We start from the raw sequence: 17,279 nt of genomic DNA, 5'->3' as shown, positions 1-17,279 counted from the left end.
ATGGTTGCAAACTGCTTTTAAGTGCAGCATAGTACACTGCTAACATTCATATCGGCTTCTGTTGTAAGAGGAATAAAATCGTGCGTTTGAAAATCGCTAAAGAAAGTTTACTCAATGTTTTATCACATGTAGTCGGGGCTGTAGAGCGTCGTCATACTTTGAATATTCTTTCAAATGTTAAAATTCAAACCACTCAACAGGCCTTAACTATTACGGGTTCTGATTTAGAAGTTGAACTGGTTGCAAGCACAACGTTAGCTGAAGGTGCTTGTCTGGAAGCGGGGGAGACCACCGTTCCTGCACGTAAATTAGTCGAAATTTGTAAATCTCTTCCTACAGCAGCCTTGATTGACTTACAAATTACAGAAGATCAGCGTTGTATTTTAAAATCGGGTAACAGCCGCTTTGTGTTGGGTACGCTTCCAGCGGATGATTACCCTTTACTCACTACTGAAAATAGCCAAGGCACACAAGTTCAGGTGACTCAGCGCGAATTAAAACGTTTATTTGAAAAAACTGCCTTTGCAATGGCGGTACAGGATGTACGTTTCTATTTGACAGGTACATTGCTGGAAATTGATCAAAATCAATTACGTACCGTAACAACAGACGGTCACCGTTTAGCATTATGTGAAGTATTGGCGTCATCAACTGCTTCTGCACCGATTCAGGCAATTGTGCCTCGTAAAGCAGTGGGTGAATTGCAGCGTTTGTTGAGCATTGAAGATGAGCAACTTACCTTGTTAATTGGTCGTGAATTGTTGAATGTCACGATTAATACGCCAAGCCGTGATAAAGAGCAGGGTGATATTACCGTTCGTTTCACCACCAAATTGATTGATGGTAAATTCCCTGATTATCGCCGTGTTATCCCGAAAGGTGGTGATAAGCATGTCTTTATTGCGCATGATGTATTTAAACAGTCTTTACAACGTGTTGCGATTTTAAGTAATGAGAAATTACGTGGCGTGTTCCTGAATTTTAATCAGGATTCGTTGCAACTCCGTGCTAATAACCCAGAGCAAGATGAAGCGGTTGAAGATATTGCAATCCAATATCAGGATGCCCCACTAGAAATGTCATTCAATGCGCAATATATCCTTGATGTATTGAGTGTGCTGGATGGTGATGATGTGAGAATGAGCATGACTGAAGCAAACCAGTCGGTACTTGTTCAAGATCCAGCGCATCCAGACCAGACTTACGTTGTTATGCCGATGCGTGTGTAATTGGCATTGATGATTTGAGTTTTTAAGCATGCAAATCACGCGTTTAAATATCGAACGTGTACGTAATCTAAAGGCGGTTGCACTCAATGAGTTGCAACCGTTTAATATTTTTTACGGGTCTAATGGTTCTGGAAAAACATCGATTCTGGAATCCATTCATTTATTGGCCACTGGTCGCTCATTTCGCACCCATATTCCAAAACATTACATTCAGTACGAGGCGGATGATGCGATTGTATTCGCACAGTCGGCGAGTGAACGGATTGGTATGCAAAAGCTGGCTTCGGGTGAGCAACTGATCAAGGTCAATGGCGATACCATTGCCACTCAAGGGCAACTGGCAAAACTTTTGCCCTTACAGCATATTGATCCGCAAAGTACCGATATTATTGATCATGGCGCCAAACCAAGACGGCAATTGCTGGACTGGTTGATGTTCCACGTGGAACCTGAGTTCTATTTTGCTTGGCAGTACTATTCTCGTGCATTAAAACAGCGTAATAGCTTGTTAAAGACACGGCGTAACCTGAGTCTGGCGGATTTAGAGCCGTGGAACAAAATGCTGAGTGATTATGGCGAAATTTTGCACTCACAACGGGTCGGTATCGTGGAGCAATGGAACCAGTTTTTTCAGGAAGATTTGCAGCAACTTTTGCCAAATCTTGAAATTGAACTGGAATATCATGCTGGTTTTCATACTGAACAAGGTCTGTTGCAAGACCTGATTCAACAGCACCAAAGAGACCAAGAACGGCGTTATACCGAGTATGGTCCACATCGTGCAGATTTGCGCTTGAAAACCCCGTATGGCAATGCAGATGACGTGTTATCGCGTGGGCAAAAAAAGTTGTTAATCATGGCATTAAAACTGTCACAAATTGCAATGCTGCATGCGAGTAACAAGGAAACTGTGGTATTATTAGATGATCTGACAGCAGAGTTAGATTTAGCTGCACAACAACGTTTAATTGAGCGATTGAGTCAGTTAGGAAGTCAGGTTTTTATGACGACCTTAGACCATACGTCGGTATTAAAACACTTACATGATTTGTCGATTTCCTTTCAATTGTTTCACGTTGTCCAAGGCCAAGTCAGTCTTGTTGCGCCATAATTTTATTTCCTCATCTTTGGATAGATTAGATATTTACTAGGGAGTAACCATGAGTTCAGAGTCTCAATCAGTCTCTCAAACAGAACAAACAAATGAAAAGGCTTATGATTCCTCTAGTATTAAAGTATTACGTGGATTAGACGCGGTTCGTAAACGTCCTGGCATGTATATCGGTGACACCGATGACGGTACAGGTTTGCACCACATGGTGTTTGAGGTGGTGGATAATGCCATCGATGAAGCTTTAGCGGGTCATTGTGACGAGATCTTAGTGACGATTCATGAAGATGAGTCAGTCAGTGTGTCTGATAATGGTCGTGGTATTCCAACCGATATTCACCCTGAAGAAGGGGTGTCTGCGGCAGAAGTTATTCTGACCATTCTGCACGCGGGCGGTAAGTTCGATGACAACAGCTATAAAGTATCGGGCGGTTTACACGGTGTAGGTGTTTCGGTTGTAAATGCGCTTTCTAAAAAATTGCATTTGACCATTCAACGTGCAGGTAAAATCCATGAGCAGGAATATGCACATGGTGATCCTCAATATCCATTGAAAGTTGTGGGCGAAACTGACCAATCAGGTACAACGGTTCGTTTCTGGCCAAGTGAATTAACCTTTAGCCAAACCATTTTCAGTGTTGATATCTTGGCACGTCGTTTAAGAGAACTTTCATTCCTGAATGCGGGTGTACGTATCGTATTGCGTGATGAGCGCGTTAATCTTGAGCACGTTTACGATTATGAAGGTGGTTTATCCGAGTTCGTTAAATATATTAACGAAGGTAAAACCCATCTCAATGATATCTTCCACTTCACCACAGATGCAGACAACGGCATTGGCGTTGAAGTGGCATTGCAGTGGAATGACAGCTATCAAGAGAATGTTCGTTGCTTTACCAACAATATTCCGCAAAAAGATGGTGGTACTCACCTTGCAGGTTTCCGTGCGGCATTGACCCGTGGCTTAAACAGCTACATGGAAAATGAAAGTTTACTGAAAAAAGAAAAAGTTGCCGTGACTGGTGATGATGCGCGTGAAGGCTTAACTGCCATCATTTCAGTGAAAGTACCAGATCCAAAATTCTCTTCACAAACCAAAGAAAAACTGGTGTCGAGTGAAGTGAAACCTGCGGTCGAGCAGGCGATGAACAAAGAGTTCTCAGCTTATTTGCTTGAAAACCCGCAAGCGGCGAAATCGATCGCTGGCAAGATTATTGATGCAGCACGTGCGCGTGATGCTGCTCGTAAAGCACGTGAAATGACACGTCGTAAGAGCGCTTTAGACATCGCTGGTTTACCAGGTAAATTGGCAGACTGTCAGGAAAAAGATCCAGCATTGTCTGAACTTTATCTGGTCGAGGGTGACTCTGCGGGCGGTAGTGCGAAACAAGGTCGTAACCGTAAGATGCAGGCTATTTTACCGTTGAAAGGTAAGATTCTGAACGTTGAACGTGCGCGCTTTGACAAGATGATTTCCAGTCAGGAAGTAGGAACTTTAATTACCGCTTTGGGCTGTGGTATCGGACGTGAAGAATATAACCCAGACAAATTACGTTATCACAAAATCATTATCATGACCGATGCGGACGTGGATGGTTCACATATTCGTACTTTGTTATTGACCTTCTTCTTCCGTCAAATGCCAGAATTGGTTGAGCGTGGATATATTTATATTGCACAGCCACCATTGTATAAGTTGAAGAAAGGCAAGCAAGAGCAGTACATCAAAGATAATGATGCACTTGAAACCTACCTGATCTCAAACGCGATTGATGAACTTGCATTACATGTGAGCCCTGAAGCGCCTGCGATTAATGGTTCAGCATTGGCAAGTGTGATTGCCGATTATCAGGTATCGCAAAAGAGTTTACAGCGCTTAACGCAACGTTATCCAGCAAGTTTACTGGATGGCTTACTTGAGCTGGATGCATTCAAAGCAGATCACAACCATGAACGCGACTATGTTGAATCATGGGCTGAGCAATTACGTGTTGCAATTGAAAAGTTACAACCGAGCTTGCGTCCTGAAATTAGCTTGGAAGCGTTTGAGCGTGAAAATGCGCAAGGTGAGAAATCAGCGCATTATTGGCCACGTGTAACGGTCTATGTGCATAACTTACCGCATTCGTATTTACTCGATGCTGGTCTGTTAAATTCTGCTGAATATGCACGTTTGCTGAAAAACTCGAAGAGCTGGTTCAGCTTGCTTGAAGATGGCGCTTATCTGCAAAAAGGTGATCGCCGTATTCAGGTTAACAGCTTCCACCAAGTGTGGCAGCACATTTTACAAGACTCGCGCCGCGGTATGATGATCCAACGCTATAAAGGTCTGGGTGAGATGAACGCTGAACAGCTTTGGGAAACCACGATGGACCCTGAAAACCGTAATATGTTACAGGTGACCATTGATGATGCGATCGAAGCAGATCGTATGTTCTCATGCTTGATGGGCGATGATGTCGAACCACGTCGTGCCTTCATTGAAGAAAATGCATTAAATGCAGATATTGATGCTTAATTAATCTAGGCATCAATAGCATGTAAAAAGAGCTTATCTTTTGCGTTGCTGTAAAAGATAAGCTCTCCATCCTGCGACTAAAACTGGAAGCAGGGTGATCATTAGAAAAATAATATCTGCAATACCGTCCATCAGCAGCATTCCAATAATCCCTAAAATACTGCATACGGCCATTAGCCATAAGAAACCTGTCTTATTCCACAGTTGCATTGTTGGCTCCTTTTAAACTTTTTTGCTGACGTTTTGCCCACCATAGCCAAGCGCCATTCAGGGTAATAAATAAACTTAAAAGCGTACATAAGCTCCATAAAATCTTTAATGGCATACCGCCGTAATTACCGAAATGTAGAGGCTGAGAGAGCAAGATGGCTTTCAGATAGGTAGGGAGTTTTTCAACAGTATCGACTTGTCCTGTGGCTGCATTGACCAAGGCAACCTTCAGCATTTTTTCGTTTAGACCTTCATCACCTTGCAGCAATACCATGTAATGTCCCTGAGTCGAATATTCGGTTTTAGGATAGAACACAGTGGTTGGATGCCAGCCGACTTCACCTTTTTGTGCAGCAGCATAGATATCATCGATGCTCAGTGTCGGGTTAATTGGACTGACATGATGATATTTGTCTTGAAGAGCTTTCAGTTCAGTCATTTGCCAGAAACCAATGGCAACCGTACCAAAACCGAGTAAAAAGCCTGTTAAGGTCACCACCAACGCCCAACCGAGTATCGCTGAACCGATTAAGTTATGTAAATCGAGTTGTAATAAACGCTGACCTTTGCCTGTTCGAATAATCCCAAAAAAGAATTTTTTCACATAAGGGGCGTAAACTACCAGCCCTGAAATTAGTGATAAGAACACTAGAAAGGCAATCAAGGCACCAATCAATTGTCCAATAAAACCTAAAAACCAGTTGGCATGCAGTTCCAGTAAGAAACCCGTTAAAGTATCCCGTTCACTTGGTTGCTGAATCAGCGTTGCAGAACCAATATCTGCAAATAGCCAACGCGCTTGCTCAAAACTCTGTTCTGGTTTTGCCATTCCGATCAGCAGTACACCCGGATGATGCTCAGGATCGTAGCCTGTACTGATAATGTGTTCATCAGGATAGGCATTTTGTGCTGTAGCTAATGAATCTGCCAGTGGGCGCTGTTGTTGTAAAGAGGAGTGAAGCGCCGTCGGTTCCACACCAAGCGCATGATCGATTTCTTCATGAAAGATCAAAATGATTCCCGTGATTGATAAAATCGTAAAGGGGAGCACAATCAATAAGCTGATCCAGCGGTGAATCCATAAATTGATGCGGAACCAGCGTGAATTGGTTTTCTTCGCTGAAGTGATTGCTTGCTTCATAACTGATTATTCCATGCTGAATGGATCATGGCTTCCCCGAATAATTTATATTTTTACAAGCCGATTTTATTTTTATTGATAATTATTTTCATTATTATTTACTATTGTTTTTTACGTTCCACGTGAAACCTGACATAGAATAAATGGATTAAAAAAAAGCAGGAAAGACGAACTTTCCTGCTAGATCATACAATATGGTATTGAAAGGGGATTAACTTTCTACAAAATCACTGACCTGAATTAAGGCATGGCCAAACAGGTAACCTGCTGTCACCAGTACGCTGATCCAGAGTAAAGCCCCTAGAATGTTATACACAACAAAATGCGTGTAATTCATATTGCTCGAACCTGCTGCCAACGGTGCAAAAGAACGTGCAAAAGGAATAAAACGCGCCAATAAAATGGTTTTTCCACCATGTTTTAGGAAAAACACATTGGTTTTTTGTAGATATTCCTGCTTGATGAAGCGTGATTTCACATTAAAAATGCGGTCACCAAAATGACGGCCGATATGGTAATTGACCATATAACCCAATGCTGCAGCAAAGAACAGCAGGCTGATCATATAGCCAAGATGCATCATTTCAACGACAGAACACAATGCACCTACCGTCAGCAATAAGCTATCACCGGGTAAGAAGAACATGAAAACAAAGGCTGTTTCTGAAAAAATAATTAAGAAGAGGATAAAATAGATCCATAAACCATATTCTTGAACCAAAATGGGCAGAATATGTTCAAAATTAAAAATAAAATCTAAAGAATTCATTCAGTTTGTATGATCCAAAATAGAGTACTCACCAAATTAAAGTACAAAAAAATGTGAAATGAATTTAACCCTCAGGATTCATTCGTCAGTTATAACATTACAACAATGGGAGCTGAGTATATCGAGCCTGAACCCAAAGCTCAATTTTCTACGAAAATTCCAGTTTTACCTTATCTTAAATTATCGACAGATTCATGACATTTTTCATGATATTCATAGTGTTTTTAGGTATCTGATCAATATTTTTACGTTTAATAAAAATCGTTTTTTATATTGAGAGAAGTGGCCTTAAAAGATGAGATCCATACCTGTTTTTGTTACAGATATGGATCACTCATGTTATTCAGCAAATGAGCTTTCGAGTTCTTCCAGCTCCATCATCAGCTCTAAAAGCTGTTCCTCAAATTGTTCCAGTTTCGCTTTTAGCTCATTTTGTTCATTCATAAGCTTCATCAAGTCATCTTTGCGGCTTGCTTCATACAATGTGCTATCTGCCAGCGCCTGTTCGATTTCTGCCAGACGAGGTTGCAGCTTTTCGATTTGAGCTTCAATTTTTTCAATATTTTTACGAATAGGACGTGTCATTTCACGGCGGCGTGCGGCTTCTTTACGTTGAGCTTCTTTGTCGATCTTCACAGCTGGAGCTTGAGTGGACACGCTTTGTTGTTGTCCAGCATTTTGTGCATTGATCTGTTGCTGACGTGCTTCACGTAACCATTTGGCATAGTCTTGCAGATCACCTTCAAACTCTGTGCATTTACCTGCATGCACGAGCAGTAGATCATCACAGACACTGGCAATTAACTGACGTTCATGCGACACCAGTACCACAGCACCTTCAAAATCTTGTAGTGCCATGGTCAAGGCATGGCGCATATCCAAATCTAAATGGTTGGTCGGTTCATCCAGAATCAGCACGTTTGGACGTTGCCATACGATTAAGGCCAATGCGAGACGCGCGCGTTCGCCACCAGAGAAGCTTTCACATGGGGTGTCCATACGTTCACCGCTAAAGCCAAATCCACCTAGAAAGGCGCGTAAAGCAGCTTCACTGATCTTTTTGTCCGCAATACGGGCCAATTGCAGCATTGGGCTGGCATTGGCATCCAATGCGTCCATTTGGTGCTGGGCAAAATAACCAATATTGAGTAGTTCTGAAGCTTTACGTTCACCAGCGAGTAGAGGCAAATCCCCGACCAAAGTTTTGATCAGTGTTGATTTACCTGCGCCGTTCATTCCCAGTAAACCAATACGAGAGCTTGGGGTGATTTGCAGGCGAATCTTTTCGGCAATCATTTTATCGCCGTAACCAATAGTCGCAGCATCTAAACTAAGCAACGGTGAACTCATTTTGGTGGGTTCACGGAAACTAAAGGTAAATGGTGTATCGACATGCGCAGGAGCAAGCTGTTGCATGCGTTCAAGTTGCTTGATACGGCTCTGTGCCTGACGGGCTTTGGTCGCTTTGGCCTTAAAGCGATCAATAAACTTTTGTAGGTGGGCACGTGTTTCTTGCTGTTTCTCAAACGCTTGTTGTTGTTGTGCTAAACGTTCGCTACGGGTGGTTTCAAAGGTCGAATAGTTGCCCGTATATAGCGTCAGTTCCTGATTTTCGATATGCAGTATATGATCGGTAATTGCATCAAGGAAATCACGGTCATGCGAAATCAGAACCAGTGTACCTTCATACGCTTTTAGCCAGTCTTCTAACCACAAGATCGCATCTAAATCCAAGTGGTTGGTCGGTTCGTCCAGTAATAACAAGTCTGAACGACTCATCAAAGTACGTGCCAGATTTAAGCGCATACGCCAGCCACCAGAGAAACTGGCAACGTTTAAACGGATTTGATGATCCAGAAAGCCTAAGCCAGCCATCAATTGTGCCGCTTTGGCTGGGGCTGCATAGCCGTGGATTTCATCAAAACGACCATGAAGACGCGCTAACTCATCATTACTGAGTTGATCAGGATGGGCGAGCTTTTCTTGAATATCCCAATATTCCTCATCTCCAGAGAGGACAAAATCAATGGCAGGCATGTCCAGCGCTTTAATTTCTTGCGCCATATGTGCCACTGTCCACACTGCGGGACGACTTAAATTGCCTTCATCTGCGCCCAATTCACCTAAAAATGCTGCAAATAAAGTTGATTTACCTGCTCCATTGACGCCAGTCAGACCAATTTTCCAGCCAGGATGAAGCTGCATTGAGGCTTTTTGGAACAGGACGCGCCCACCACGGCGTAATGAAACTTGGTCAAATTGGATCATGAGCATGCAAAATAGCGAATAGATAGCTGCATTTTAAGGTGATCACCCATGAATGCAAATTTTATATTGAAGATTAGGCCAGACTTCACCATTTCACCCGCTTATCACAAAGTAGAGTAAATACTCTATTTTTGTGATGAAAATCAGATTATGATTTAAAATCTAGGAAAAACAACACATCACATGAAAAAGAATCAACTAGGACGGGGCAATGAAGAAGGGAATTCTGGCATTGGGGGCAATGCTGATACTGGCTGTAAATACACAGGCCAGTGCTGCAACTAAAATTTGTGTTTTTGATTTGATGGGGAAATCAGGCGAAGCGTACAAGGCTATGGAAGAATGGGCCTTAGTCGCAAGCGCATGGCAGGGTGAAATCAATCTGGTCAGTTATCAAAATGAGGCGATGGCTGAACATGATTTTGAACAAGGTCGCTGCGAGGGTGTGTATATGACCTCAATGCGTGCACGTGCCTATAACAAGTTTGCAGGCTCGGTAGATGCGATTGGCGCTGTGCCAAGCTATGCCATAGCACAAAAAGCGATTAGTTTTGCTTTGGATAAGCGTAATCAGCGCCGTTTAATCAGTCGGGTCGCAAATCAAAGCTATGAAGTAGCGGGTATCTCGCAAATTGGTCTGGCCTATATCTTTGTTAAAGACAAAAGAATGAACACTATTGAACAAATCAGGGGCAAGAAGTTTGCAGTCTTGGGCTATGACGAAGCCCAAAAAATTGTGGTCAGGAGTCTTGGTGGACAAGCTGTACTTTCTGATATTTTGGATATTGCCAAGAAATTTAATCAAGGGCAGGCCGATATTATGGCAGCGCCAGCCTATGCGTATAAACCGCTGGAAATCTATAAAGGCTTAGGTACTGACGGTGCAATCATTACTTTTCCTGCGGTTAACATGACCATGGATCTGATTATTCGGCCTAAAAAGTTCACGACCAATTTTGGGCAAAACTCACGACAGTGGTTTCTCAATCGTCTTAATACCAATTTTGCTTTAATCCAGCGAATCGAAGCAGAATTACCAGCCAAATACAAAATCAATCTGAGTCAGGAAGATAAAACACGTTATCAGCAAATTTTGCGTGAAGCACGGATCGATCTGACTAAACGTGGAATTTACGACGCCACTATGATGAATGTACTCAAACGGGCACGCTGTACAGTCGATCGTACTAATTTTGAATGTACCTTAGGCGGAGAATAACCAGAATCCATCATCTTGTGATGAACGAAGGGGTTTAATAGCCCCTTTGAAAGGATTTGGCTTAAATTGTCAAACTGTGATCAATAGTGTTAAAAGTGATGAAAACCCGACGTATGTATATAAAAGCACTATGCTTTTAGCCGAAAGCTGACTATATTGATCAGGCACTGATGGAAAATTGTGCAATATCGCGTAGAAAGGGAAAACAAGATGAAAAAAGGACTTTGGGCATTGGGTGCTACGGCTCTATTTGTCATGGCGACGCCTGCACAGGCAAAACAGGACATTTGCGTATTTGATTTATTGGGTAAGGCTGGGGAATCTTATAAGCTGGTCGAAGAATGGAAGCTTGCTGCTAAAACCTGGCAAGGTGACATTGAATTGATCCCTTATCAAGATGAAGAAAAAGCGGAAAAAGATTTCGATGCGGGCAAGTGTGATGGGGTTTATATGACCTCCATGCGGGCCCGTAAATATAATAAATTTGCAGGTTCTGTTGACGCCGTCGGTGCAGTCACCAGTAATGCCATTGCACAGAAAGCGATTAGTTATGTGCTGGATAAACGTAATCAGCATCGTTTGACTGCGACAATGGATGGGGAAAAATTCGAAGTTGCTGGCATTATTCAGGTTGGTCTGGCCTACATTTTTGTTCGTGATAAAAAGATCGACACCATTGAAAAAGCCAAAGGCAAAAAATTCGCTTATTTACATTATGATCAGGCACAAAAAGCGATTGTTGAAAGTATCGACTTGGTCGCTGTGCCCTCAGATATTTCAGACTTTGTGAAAAAGTTTAATAGTGGGCAAGTCGATGTCATTGCTGCACCTGCCTATGCCTATAAACCTTTGGAAATCAGTAAGGGACTGGTCAATGGCGCGCTATTTAATTTTCCGGTGGTCAATATTACTGGTGACCTGATTATTCGCCCAGAAAAATTCCCAGCAGGCTTCGGTCCTCAATCCCGAAAATGGTTCGTCAATAAACTGCCGAGTAACTTTGCCATGGTGCAACGTTTAGAGGCGGGCATGAATGCGAAGAAAATTACGCTGACCAATGAAGATAAAACCCGTTATCAAAAAATGCTGCGTGATGGGCGTATGAATTTAACCAAGCAAGGCGTATATGACGCGAGTATGATGAATGTACTCAAACGTGCCCGCTGTACCGTTGAGCGGACTAACTTTGAGTGTACTTTGAGTGGTGAATAATAAGGAGTGCAGCAACACAAAAACATAAATAGACAAATAATGATCAGCAGATATAATAAATTTGTCTATGAAAATAAGCAAAATGGATAAAATAGGACAAAAACTAAACAATACGGGTATAAAAATAGAGTAGAAGCTCTATTTTTTTTCAAAAAACATGATTAATATTTGCTTCGAACAAGGAGACAAACATAAAGTTTGTGAAAGGATGAAAACTATGAAAAAAATGGCACTTGCTCTTGCAGCAACTTCGATCCTAGGTGTATCTGCTTCTACTCAAGCAGCAATTGACGTATGTGTATTTGACTTACTAGGAAAGTCAGGCGAATCATACAAAATGATGCAAGATTGGGCGCTCGCAGCGAAAGGCTGGGGTGCAGATGTAAACCTTCTCGCGATCACGGATGAACAGGTTGCGGATAATAACTTTAAAGCGGGTAAATGTGCTGCTGTAGCAATGACAGCAATGCGTGCTCGTCCATATAACAAATTTGCGGGTTCTGTTGACTCGCTCGGTGGTGCACCAAGCAATGCAGTTGCACAACGTGCAATTACCTATGTTCTTGATGCACGTAATGCTGCAAAAATGACAACCAATTTAGGTGGTAACAAATACGAAGTAGCGGGTATCTCTCCGCTAGGTGCTGCTTACATTTTCGTACGTGACAAGAGCATTAACTCAATTGAAAAAGCAGCGGGTAAAAAATTCGCGGTATTGGGTTATGACGACGCACAAAAAATCATGGTACAACGCGTAGGTGCACAAGCGGTCCTTTCTGATATTTCTAACTTTGCTGCGAAATTCAACAATGGTCAGGTCGATATGGTTGGTGCGCCTGCTTATGCTTACAAACCATTAGAGTTAAGCAAAGGTTTGGGCGCGAATGGTGCAATGTTTAACTTCCCAGTTCTACAAGTGACTGCGGATCTTGTGATTCGTCCAGAAAAATTCCCTGCTGGTTTTGGTCAAAAATCTCGTGACTACTTCGTGAAACAATTGCCAAAAGCATTTGCCATGATCAAGCGTTACGAGTCAGAGATTCCAGCAAAATACAAAATGAACTTAAGTGCTGAAGACAACTTAAAATACCAAAAACTGTTACGTGACGGTCGTATGGACTTAACCAAACGTGGTATTTACGATGCAGGTATGATGTCTGTATTGAAGAAAGCACGTTGTTCTGTAGATAAAGCAAACTTTGAATGTGCATTACCGGGTGAATAATCCTTAATTGCCACAAAGTGTACTTAAAGCCTAGATTATTCTAGGCTTTTTGTTTTTTTATCACTGTCATTTGAGTCATTGTGTTTAGTTTGAAAGATCGTAATGATAGAAAAAACCAAATGGAATCTTGAGAAATTGAAAATATGTTTTAATCAGGACGATTAAGCATGACTGAATAAAAACATAGATTCATTTGAAAACCTGAATCAGGGTGTAGCGTGATTTTAAATTTTGGGTGTGGTGCAACAACAATCAGCATAGATGCAAAGGAAGAATAAAATGCAGTGGTTTAAAACATTAATACTTGCAACAGGTATCGCTGCGGTATCTGCCGGGACTCAAGCAAAACAAACGATTTGTGTATTCGACATCGTCGGGAAAAGCGGTGATGTCTATGCCTTAATGAAAGACTATCAATTGGCTGCAAAAAACTGGGGCGCAGATATTGAGCTTAAAGTGGGCACCAATGAGGCGGTCATTGCGGAAGACTTTAAAGCAGGTAAGTGTGATGGGGTCAGTATCACAGGCATGCGGGGACGTCAGTTTAACCAGTTTACAGGTTCATTGGATGCAATTGGAGCGATTACCGACCTTAAACTCGCTGTGAAAGTGATGCAGGGCTTGGCAAGTCCAACCTTTGCCAAAGCAATGGTGAATGGCAAATATGAAGTGGTTGGGGTGATTCCTGTGGGCGATGCCTACTTATTGGTAAATGACCGTAATATCAATACTGTTGCCAAAGCAGCAGGCAAGAAAATCGCCGTATTGGATTATGATGAAGCCCAAAAAATCATGGCTTCACAAGTCGGCGCACAAGCGGTTAGCTCAGATATTACCAACTTCGGTGCCAAATTTAATAATGGACAGGTCGATATTATTGGTGCGCCAGCGGCTGCATTTAAACCGTTGGAACTTTATAAAGGTTTAGGAACCAAAGGTGCGATTGTGAATTATCCAATCTTGCAAGTGACAGGTAACCTGATTATTCATCCTGATAAATTCCCGACAGGGTTTGGGCAGAAATCTCGTGAGTGGGTGAAGGCGCAACTACCACGTGCTTTTGGCATTCTAGGGAAAATGAAAGCAGATATTCCTCAAAAATACTGGATGGAAGTGCCTGCTGCGGACAAGCCTGGCTATCAAAAACTGATGCGTGAAGCACGTATCAATCTGACTGCAAAAGGGATTTATGACAAGCGTATGATGAAATTATTATGGCAATTCCGTTGCCGTGAAGATGCCAAGAATTTTGAATGTGGCTTACAAGACGAGAACTATAAATAATCTTGTAAATGCACTTTAAAACTTCAAATACAGACCCGATATTGAGTATGCTATACTGAATATCGGGTCTTTTATTTATTAAAGACGTATTGAAGTCTGAGGAATATCCATCATGAACGCCCAAGCTCTAGAATTGTCAGATAATGCTGCCAACAAAGTTCGCCAACTACGCGAAAGTGAAGGGAATAACGACCTTATGTTACGCGTGTATGTAACGGGTGGCGGATGTTCAGGTTTCTCTTACGGCTTTAACTTTGCTGAAAGTGTGAATGAAGATGATGCCGAATTCATGAATGGCGATGTTAAAATGCTTGTGGACTCACTAAGCTATCAATATTTGGTTGGTTCAGTAGTTGATTATCTTGAAGGACTGGAAGGTTCACGTTTTGTGGTGCAAAACCCGAATGCGACCACGACTTGTGGCTGTGGTTCATCTTTCTCGATTTAATAGATTCTTGTTGTCATAAAAAAAAGCTTCTCCAGTTGAGAAGCTTTTTTATTGCTTATACCGCGGTGATAGTCCCTAAAATACGATCACCTGATGCACCTGTGACCGCAGGCAAGTTTCCACTCAACTGTTCCACGAATCGCATCGCGAGCCATGCAAACGCCGTTGCTTCTACCCACGTCGGTGCTAAACCCAGCGCATCTGTGGTTTGTACAGACCAGTTATGTTTACGCAAGCGCCAGCGTAATTGTTCAAGTAAATGCGAATTATACGCACCACCGCCACAGACATAGATTTCACCTGTCGGCATCGACTCTTTACTGCGATAAATGGCTTTCTTAATGGCGCGCGTGGTTAGCTTCATTAAGGTTGCCTGAACATTTTCTGGTGTGTCTTCTAGCTCGTCATAGCCGAGGTCATTACGCCAGTCACTGAGCTGTTCATCTAGCCATTCCAGATTAAAGTCTTCACGACCCGTACTCTTCGGAGGTTCTTTGGCAAAAAACTCGTGGCTTTGCAAACGATCTAGCAATGAGCGAATCGGATTACCATAGGCCGCCCAGTCGCCATTTTCATCATAAGGATGACCGGTATGGCGATGACACCAACCATCCATCAAGATATTGGCAGGGCCTGTATCAAAGCCATAAACGCCGCCTGCATTGTTTGCAGGCAGCATACTGATATTGGCAATTCCACCTAAATTCAGGATCACACGATGAATACTGTCATGCTGAAATAAGGCTTGATGGAAAGCAGGAACTAAAGGTGCACCTTGCCCCCCTGCGGCCATATCGCGGCGACGGAAATCTGAGACCACAGGTAGTTGAGTGATTTCAGTGATGATATTCGGATCACCAATTTGCAAGGTAAAACCATGTTCAGGACGATGGCGAATAGTTTGCCCATGTGAACCAATGGCTTTAATTTGAGTGCGGTCTAAATTATTTTTCTCGATCAATTCATTGATGCCGTGCCCAATCATTTGTGCCAAAGCGACATCGGCTTTACCCATACGGTCAATTTCATTGTCATCAGGCAGCGTCAACGCCATTAACTCATCACGTAATTCTAGCTCAAAAGGCACGGTTAGCGTGGCATGCAGCGTTAAAGGGTCGAATGAAGTTGCAACAATATCAACACCATCCATGCTCGTGCCTGTCATTACACCAATATAGATTGCGCTCATATACAACTTATCCTGCAAGATGCTGAAAAAATGTTAGTATATCGCACAAATTGAATAACTGATGTGTTTAGGTTTTGTGATGTCAAATTTCTTGCCAGCCGAAGAACAGCTTGCTCTCATTCAACGAGGCACGCACGAGATTATCTCTGAAGAAGATTTACTTAAAAAACTCAAAGAGAATCGTCCACTCCGTGTAAAAGCAGGCTTTGACCCTACGGCTCCTGATTTACACTTGGGACATACTGTTCTGATCAATAAATTAAAAACCTTTCAGGATTTGGGACATGAAGTTACTTTCCTGATTGGTGACTATACTGCAATGATTGGTGACCCAACAGGTAAGAGCGCGACACGTCCGCCGTTGTCACAAGAGCAGGTCATTGCCAATGCAAAAACCTACCAAGAACAAGTTTTTAAAATCCTAGATCCAAATAAAACCAAAGTTCGTTTTAACTCAGAATGGTTTAGCCAAAAAACTGCTGCTGATTTAATTCAGTTGGCAAGCCAGCAAACTGTATCGCGTATGTTAGAACGTGATGACTTTACCAAGCGCTATAACAACCATCAGCCGATTGCGATTCATGAGTTCCTCTATCCATTGGTACAAGGCTATGACTCGATTGCGCTTGAAGCAGACGTCGAATTAGGCGGAACAGACCAGACTTTTAACTTGTTGATGGGTCGTACCTTACAAGGTCGTTATGGTCAAGAATCACAAGTGTGTATTACTGTGCCGATTCTTGAAGGTTTAGATGGCGTCAATAAGATGTCTAAATCTTTAGGCAACTATATTGGTGTATTTGATACACCGGGCGCGATGTACCAAAAAATTCTGTCGATGCCAGATAGTCTGATTGAGCGTTATTTTGATTTACTGAGCTTTAAATCACTTGATGAAATCAAGGTACTACTTGATGAGATGGCTGCGGGTCGCAATCCACAAGAGATCAAACGTATTTTAGCACTTGAGCTGGTTGAGCGTTTCCATGATGCAGAAGCAGCAGAAAATGCACATAAGAGTGCAGGTAACCGCGTAACTGAAGGTGAAGTGCCAGAAGATACACCTGAAGTAACGATTTCTCGTGGTGAGTTTGGTGGCGAGTTGTTTATTGCAACCATTCTGCGTGTTGCTGGTTTAAACCCGAATGCTGCTGCTGCAAAAGACGCCGTGGGCCGCGGTGCGGTTAAAGTCGACTGGAATGTGGTTGATATGAGCTACTCTGTAAAAGAAAACGTCACTTTAATCATTCAGTCAGGCAAAAAAGCGATTGCACGTGTGACTTTCACAGACTAAATCGAAATAAAAATAATAAAAAGCAGGCCCAGAGCCTGCTTTTTATACGTAAATAGATGATAAAAACAACGAAAACATCAGTTTTGTAGAAAAAAGAAACATGCAAAAGAAAATAATAAAAAACAGGGTTGCATCGGACCTGAAATGCTGTAGAATGCACAT

Annotated in this window: 14 protein-coding genes; 9 read left to right on the top strand and 5 right to left on the bottom strand. The window is 42.4% G+C overall.

Annotated elements, in window-relative coordinates:
- Window positions 1–80: 80 nt before the first annotated feature.
- The 3 genes from dnaN to gyrB are packed head-to-tail and all read left to right on the top strand — an operon-like array spanning window position 81 to window position 4,858.
- Complete coding sequence (dnaN, locus tag AWW72_RS08440; protein WP_004776497.1) at window positions 81–1,229, top strand: DNA polymerase III subunit beta; 1,149 nt, start codon at window positions 81–83, stop codon at window positions 1,227–1,229.
- A gap of 28 nt (window positions 1,230–1,257) precedes the next feature.
- On the top strand, window positions 1,258–2,340 hold the full coding sequence (recF, locus tag AWW72_RS08435) for a DNA replication/repair protein RecF (protein WP_062847048.1): 1,083 nt from the start codon (window positions 1,258–1,260) through the stop codon (window positions 2,338–2,340).
- Between the two features lie 49 nt (window positions 2,341–2,389).
- A complete protein-coding gene (gene gyrB / locus AWW72_RS08430; protein ID WP_047432959.1) occupies window positions 2,390–4,858 on the top strand; it encodes a DNA topoisomerase (ATP-hydrolyzing) subunit B in 2,469 nt (822 codons plus the stop codon).
- Between the two features lie 33 nt (window positions 4,859–4,891).
- On the opposite strand, the gene AWW72_RS19445 is transcribed toward gyrB, so the two are convergent.
- The 4 genes from AWW72_RS19445 to AWW72_RS08415 form a co-directional block, all read right to left on the bottom strand.
- Window positions 4,892–5,068, bottom strand: a complete 177-nt coding sequence (locus AWW72_RS19445; protein ID WP_171254700.1) for a hypothetical protein — start codon at window positions 5,066–5,068, stop codon at window positions 4,892–4,894.
- Window positions 5,052–6,209, bottom strand: coding sequence for a PepSY-associated TM helix domain-containing protein (locus tag AWW72_RS08425; protein ID WP_062847047.1), 1,158 nt, complete (start codon window positions 6,207–6,209; stop codon window positions 5,052–5,054). The genes AWW72_RS19445 and AWW72_RS08425 overlap by 17 nt, the downstream gene beginning before the upstream one ends.
- A gap of 211 nt (window positions 6,210–6,420) precedes the next feature.
- Entirely contained in the window at window positions 6,421–6,978 is a 558-nt protein-coding gene (locus AWW72_RS08420; RefSeq protein ID WP_047432965.1) for a VTT domain-containing protein, read from the bottom strand.
- A gap of 339 nt (window positions 6,979–7,317) precedes the next feature.
- The gene (locus AWW72_RS08415; protein ID WP_062847046.1) at window positions 7,318–9,246 is read right to left on the bottom strand and encodes an ATP-binding cassette domain-containing protein; all 1,929 of its coding nucleotides are present in this window, start codon (window positions 9,244–9,246) and stop codon (window positions 7,318–7,320) included.
- Between the two features lie 211 nt (window positions 9,247–9,457).
- Here AWW72_RS08415 and AWW72_RS08410 point away from each other — a divergent pair, with 211 nt between their 5' ends.
- The 5 genes from AWW72_RS08410 (at window position 9,458) to erpA (ending at window position 14,634) form a co-directional block, all read left to right on the top strand.
- Window positions 9,458–10,465, top strand: a complete 1,008-nt coding sequence (locus AWW72_RS08410; RefSeq protein WP_062847045.1) for a putative solute-binding protein — start codon at window positions 9,458–9,460, stop codon at window positions 10,463–10,465.
- A gap of 210 nt (window positions 10,466–10,675) precedes the next feature.
- Window positions 10,676–11,677, top strand: coding sequence for a putative solute-binding protein (locus AWW72_RS08405; RefSeq protein WP_005260331.1), 1,002 nt, complete (start codon window positions 10,676–10,678; stop codon window positions 11,675–11,677).
- Window positions 11,678–11,894: 217 nt separating this feature from the next.
- The gene (locus AWW72_RS08400; protein ID WP_004776514.1) at window positions 11,895–12,902 is read left to right on the top strand and encodes a putative solute-binding protein; all 1,008 of its coding nucleotides are present in this window, start codon (window positions 11,895–11,897) and stop codon (window positions 12,900–12,902) included.
- Window positions 12,903–13,181: 279 nt separating this feature from the next.
- Window positions 13,182–14,186 (top strand): putative solute-binding protein, encoded by a 1,005-nt coding sequence (locus AWW72_RS08395; protein WP_004776516.1) that lies wholly within the window; start codon window positions 13,182–13,184, stop codon window positions 14,184–14,186.
- Window positions 14,187–14,298: 112 nt separating this feature from the next.
- On the top strand, window positions 14,299–14,634 hold the full coding sequence (erpA, locus tag AWW72_RS08390) for an iron-sulfur cluster insertion protein ErpA (protein WP_004776517.1): 336 nt from the start codon (window positions 14,299–14,301) through the stop codon (window positions 14,632–14,634).
- 55 nt (window positions 14,635–14,689) lie between these two features.
- Here the strand turns inward: erpA and AWW72_RS08385 are convergent, their stop codons facing one another.
- Window positions 14,690–15,823, bottom strand: a complete 1,134-nt coding sequence (locus AWW72_RS08385) for an anhydro-N-acetylmuramic acid kinase (RefSeq protein WP_062847044.1) — start codon at window positions 15,821–15,823, stop codon at window positions 14,690–14,692.
- A 61-nt stretch (window positions 15,824–15,884) separates the two neighbouring features.
- Here AWW72_RS08385 and tyrS point away from each other — a divergent pair, with 61 nt between their 5' ends.
- A complete protein-coding gene (gene tyrS, locus AWW72_RS08380; RefSeq protein ID WP_009506246.1) occupies window positions 15,885–17,117 on the top strand; it encodes a tyrosine--tRNA ligase in 1,233 nt (410 codons plus the stop codon).
- Window positions 17,118–17,279: the final 162 nt, after the last annotated feature.

This window comes from Acinetobacter sp. NRRL B-65365, from assembly GCF_001605865.1.
Taxonomy (GTDB): Bacteria; Pseudomonadota; Gammaproteobacteria; order Pseudomonadales; family Moraxellaceae; genus Acinetobacter; species Acinetobacter vivianii.
This window is presented reverse-complemented; position numbering and strand designations above follow the sequence as displayed.

What these genes read in the sequence shown, in the direction of transcription:
- AWW72_RS08405 (WP_005260331.1), top strand. Translation starts at nt 10,676, where the DNA reads ATGAAAAAAGGACTTTGGGCATTGGGTGCTACGGCTCTATTTGTCATG.
- tyrS (WP_009506246.1), top strand. Translation starts at nt 15,885, where the DNA reads ATGTGTTTAGGTTTTGTGATGTCAAATTTCTTGCCAGCCGAAGAACAG.
- erpA (WP_004776517.1), top strand. Translation starts at nt 14,299, where the DNA reads ATGAACGCCCAAGCTCTAGAATTGTCAGATAATGCTGCCAACAAAGTT.
- AWW72_RS08400 (WP_004776514.1), top strand. Translation starts at nt 11,895, where the DNA reads ATGAAAAAAATGGCACTTGCTCTTGCAGCAACTTCGATCCTAGGTGTA.
- AWW72_RS08420 (WP_047432965.1), bottom strand. Translation starts at nt 6,978, where the DNA reads ATGAATTCTTTAGATTTTATTTTTAATTTTGAACATATTCTGCCCATT.
- AWW72_RS08410 (WP_062847045.1), top strand. Translation starts at nt 9,458, where the DNA reads ATGAAGAAGGGAATTCTGGCATTGGGGGCAATGCTGATACTGGCTGTA.
- gyrB (WP_047432959.1), top strand. Translation starts at nt 2,390, where the DNA reads ATGAGTTCAGAGTCTCAATCAGTCTCTCAAACAGAACAAACAAATGAA.
- AWW72_RS08425 (WP_062847047.1), bottom strand. Translation starts at nt 6,209, where the DNA reads ATGAAGCAAGCAATCACTTCAGCGAAGAAAACCAATTCACGCTGGTTC.
- AWW72_RS08395 (WP_004776516.1), top strand. Translation starts at nt 13,182, where the DNA reads ATGCAGTGGTTTAAAACATTAATACTTGCAACAGGTATCGCTGCGGTA.
- AWW72_RS08385 (WP_062847044.1), bottom strand. Translation starts at nt 15,823, where the DNA reads ATGAGCGCAATCTATATTGGTGTAATGACAGGCACGAGCATGGATGGT.
- AWW72_RS08415 (WP_062847046.1), bottom strand. Translation starts at nt 9,246, where the DNA reads ATGATCCAATTTGACCAAGTTTCATTACGCCGTGGTGGGCGCGTCCTG.
- recF (WP_062847048.1), top strand. Translation starts at nt 1,258, where the DNA reads ATGCAAATCACGCGTTTAAATATCGAACGTGTACGTAATCTAAAGGCG.
- AWW72_RS19445 (WP_171254700.1), bottom strand. Translation starts at nt 5,068, where the DNA reads ATGCAACTGTGGAATAAGACAGGTTTCTTATGGCTAATGGCCGTATGC.